Annotated in this window: 3 protein-coding genes; all 3 read right to left on the reverse strand. The window is 45.1% G+C overall.

What is annotated here, in order from left to right:
* Positions 1-158: 158 nt before the first annotated feature.
* Positions 159-1,751, reverse strand: coding sequence for an NAD(P)/FAD-dependent oxidoreductase (locus tag QVO88_RS09630; RefSeq protein WP_022288267.1), 1,593 nt, complete (start codon positions 1,749-1,751; stop codon positions 159-161).
* Positions 1,752-1,811: 60 nt separating this feature from the next.
* Positions 1,812-3,083, reverse strand: coding sequence for a YbbR-like domain-containing protein (locus QVO88_RS09635; RefSeq protein ID WP_022288268.1), 1,272 nt, complete (start codon positions 3,081-3,083; stop codon positions 1,812-1,814).
* A partial coding sequence (locus QVO88_RS09640; protein ID WP_288177975.1) for a DNA integrity scanning protein DisA nucleotide-binding domain protein occupies positions 3,071-3,667 on the reverse strand: 597 nt, incomplete at its 5' end. The genes QVO88_RS09640 and QVO88_RS09635, both read right to left, overlap by 13 nt.

The following is a 3,667-nucleotide window of genomic DNA, read 5'->3' on the forward strand; positions in this document are numbered from 1 at the left end:
GTTGCAGTCTTTTTTTATTGCGCGTTTTTTTACAGCCCTTTTTTGTGTGATATTTCGGCTTATACAAACGAGTGTAGGTAAACGGGCGAACAGTGTTCGCCCCTACAATAAAAAGCCATTTACTGTACGATCTTTTGTACAGCAAACGGCTTTTTTTGTTATTTATCACACGGTGCTTGTCTTGCCATTATCTGCATTGCGGCTTTAAGACCGTCAACGGCGGCGGACATTATGCCTCCTGCATAGCCTGCACCCTCGCCGCAGGGATAAAGATTTTCCACTGAGAGAGATACCATATCTGCGTTTCGTGTAATGCGAACAGGGGAGCTTGTACGGGTTTCAGGTGCGGTGAGCATTGCACCTTTATCGCCGAAGCATTTCATTTTTCGTGAGAAATTCTGCAAGCCGCCCTCCAACATATCAGTCACGAATTTAGGGAATACATCACGAAGCTCTGTCGCCTTACAGCCAAGTGCGTAGGTGGGTGAAACTGTGCCTGCTATTTCAGGCTTGCCATCAAGAAATCCGCCAACTGTCGTGCCTGCGCCTTTATATGAGCCTGTGAGAGTATAAGCTTTTTGCTCTATAGACCGTGCGAAAGCCACTCCGTCAAGCGGGCAGTGGCCAAAGTCGTCAGGGGTAACGGCCACGACAACTGCGGCGTTTGCGTTTTCACCGTCACGGGCAAACTCGCTCATGCCATTTGTGACAGTGCCTCCGCTTTCGGAAGCTGACGGCACAACTGTACCGCCTGGACACATACAAAAAGTGTAAACACCTCTGCCGTTTTTATCACGCCATGAAAGCTGATATTCACCCTTTGGAAGCAGTGGATTGCCTGCATGGTCACCGTATAAGCTTTCGTCCACAGCCGCTTGCTTATGTTCTATTCTTGCGCCAACAGAGAACGGCTTAGGCTCCAGAAAGATGTTTTTGCACTGCAAAAGCTCAAAAGTATCCCTTGCGGAATGACCAATAGCAAGTATAACGGCAGACACTTTTTCGTCCTTGTCACCTGCTGATATAGTCTGCACTTTGCCGTTTGAGATAGCCAGATCAGTGAGGGCAGTGTCAAATCTTACCTCGCCCCCAAGCTCTATTATCCTTTTTCGGATAGCCGTGACGATATTTCGCAGATTGTCAGTGCCTATATGCGGCTTAGCTTTTGTGAGGATCTCTTTCGGCGCACCGAAATCCACGAAGCGTTCAAGAACATATCTGCAAAGAGGGTCTTTTATTCGTGTGGTGAGCTTGCCGTCAGAAAATGTGCCTGCACCACCTTCACCGAATTGCACGTTGCAATTGGTGTCAAGCTCGCCTGTGAGCCAGAATTTCTGTACCGATGCAGTACGTTTTTCCATTGAGCTGCCACGCTCTAAAATAATCGGTCTATATCCCTGCTCGGCAAGGGCAAGCCCTGCGAACATTCCTGCTGGTCCAAAACCTGCAATGACAACTTTGCCCTCTGCTTTTTCTGTGGATATGACAGGCTTGTAAACACTGCGCTCAACATAGGTCAGGGAAGTGTTCTTCTCACAGAGCTTCTTTTCAAGGTCGGCACTGTCAAGTGTCACGAAAACTGAGTGGACAAAGTGAATGTCGTTGCGCTTTCGTGCATCAAGAGAGCTTTTGTGTATCTCGCAGTCTATGGCGTGCTTTGAGACACTGCCTAGCTTTTTCAGAGCGGTGGAGATAACTTCCTGCTCTGTTGCGTTAAGGGGGGAACTTATTTGATTTACTATTATTGGCATATATCCTCCTGCGTTTTTACCGAAAAATCGGGACGAATAGATCGTCCCGATAAAATTTTATTAGTCTGAAACAACTATCTGTATCTCGTTTTTGCCGAAACCCCAAACGTTGTTGTAGGTCGGTGAATAGATTATAGCCTCTCGAGCATAAGAACCAGAGTCAATTATGTCGCTTAGATTGACCTCAGCGTATAAGTCGCTGTCTTTAAGATTGTTTATCACATCTTCAGGACCGTAGACCTTGACGTTTGTGAGCTTTTTTGTTTCTATCTCAGTGGACTTGCCTGACGGCTTGCCCGTTGTGATGATATGGTCTGATGTTATGGTGAACTCCTTCGAGGTGTATCCCTCTGAGTCAAAGGATACACGAACGTTTTCATCGCCATTCATATTAATCTCACCTGAGTTAAGAGGGATCTTGAAGCTGAACACCTTTGCAAGGTTTATCTCTGAAAGTTTTATGGAGCCGATAGTGAGCGTTTCTGTATCTGAGTCGTCAAGATTTGGCGACACCACAGATATCTCTTCCTCGGAAAGCTTCAGTGGCAGTGAGCTGACATCAAAATTATCCGTACAATTAGAGATATCTACCTTTAGCTTTGCTGTCTTTTTCTTGTAGATAACAAAATTCACATCGACAGACTTTGTATCCTTGACTTCTATTTTAGATGGATCAACAACGTTGTCGTCATCGTCATAGAATACGATATCCTGCGTGTTGATAGTCGTGTCCTCGGATATTTTCTTTGATTTTGAGATCTGTGCCACTGCTTTGCTTATGTTGTCAAGGTCATTTTTCGGACCTTCAACTGTTATCTCGCTTGGCGATGTGGTAGTTTCTTTAAGGATATAGCCCTCCTCAGCGCTTATGAGCGGGGCTTCTGCGGTGAGTGGGATAGTCTTTGTGGTAAGTCTGTCAAACTCCACAGAAACAGTGTCAGGGTTGACAGAAACTACAGTTACCTTGTCGGTGGAATGTGATGACTTGACATCAATGTCAAGGTCGTAGGTACCCTCTTTTGTTACGTCATCAAGATTGACAGTTGCCACAAGATCTGCGGCAGTATAGCTGCCTATCTCATAGTTCATGCCCTTTATCTCAACGTCTACGGAGATATCCTTATAGTTGAGTGCGGAAAGTCCTTTTTCTTTTGCCTGCGTTCCGTCAAGTGAGAACACAACAGGAACGTTTGTTATAGTCTTGTTTATTGTAGGATACTGAGTGATAGAAAGGGCGAACCATATTATTACAGCAATGATTATGGAAAGTATTCTCAGACCAAAGTCTGCACCATGGCGATTTTCTTTTTTAGCCTTTTTTACTTTTTCCATTTTGAAATCACCCTTCCTGCAAAAGAATTTTCTCTAATGGAATTAGCGTCCTTTTCAGGCAAAAGACGATTGTCCAGAAGTCTTTTCAGAGAGTCCTTTGAATATCCCCTGGTAAGCTCTCCGTTTTCGGCAACTGAGATGTTGCCTGTTTCCTCAGATACCACGACGACTATTGCGTCAGAGTTTTCGCTCATTCCGATAGCTGCACGGTGTCTTGAACCGAGTTGTTTGTTTATAAGTTCGTCTTTCTGCGGTCTTGGCAAGAAACAGCCTGCCGCAAGTATTATTCCGTCTCTGATTATTACAGCACCATCATGGAGCGGTGTATTCGGGAAGAATATGTTTCCGAATATCGCTGTTGACGGTATGCAGTTGAGTATCGTTCCTGTAGCTATCTGTTCCCCAAGCTTTGTCTTTCTCTCACAGATTATAAGCGCACCTGTTTTGGTGGAAGAAAGACTTGCGGCAGAATCACATATAGCGTCAATAGCTTTTTTCCAATGTTCGGTGTTGTCGTCAGAGTCACTTGAGCTAAAGAAATTAAAGCCACCCAGACTTGTTCGTCCGACCTTTTCAAGAACACG

The sequence above is a fragment of the Ruminococcus sp. CAG:57 genome (assembly GCF_000435935.1).
GTDB classification, from domain to species: Bacteria; Bacillota; Clostridia; order Oscillospirales; family Ruminococcaceae; genus Hominimerdicola; species Hominimerdicola aceti.

Coding starts and splice junctions, on each gene's coding strand:
- QVO88_RS09630 (WP_022288267.1), bottom strand. CDS start 1,751: ATGCCAATAATAGTAAATCAAATAAGTTCCCCCCTTAACGCAACAGAG.
- QVO88_RS09635 (WP_022288268.1), bottom strand. CDS start 3,083: ATGGAAAAAGTAAAAAAGGCTAAAAAAGAAAATCGCCATGGTGCAGAC.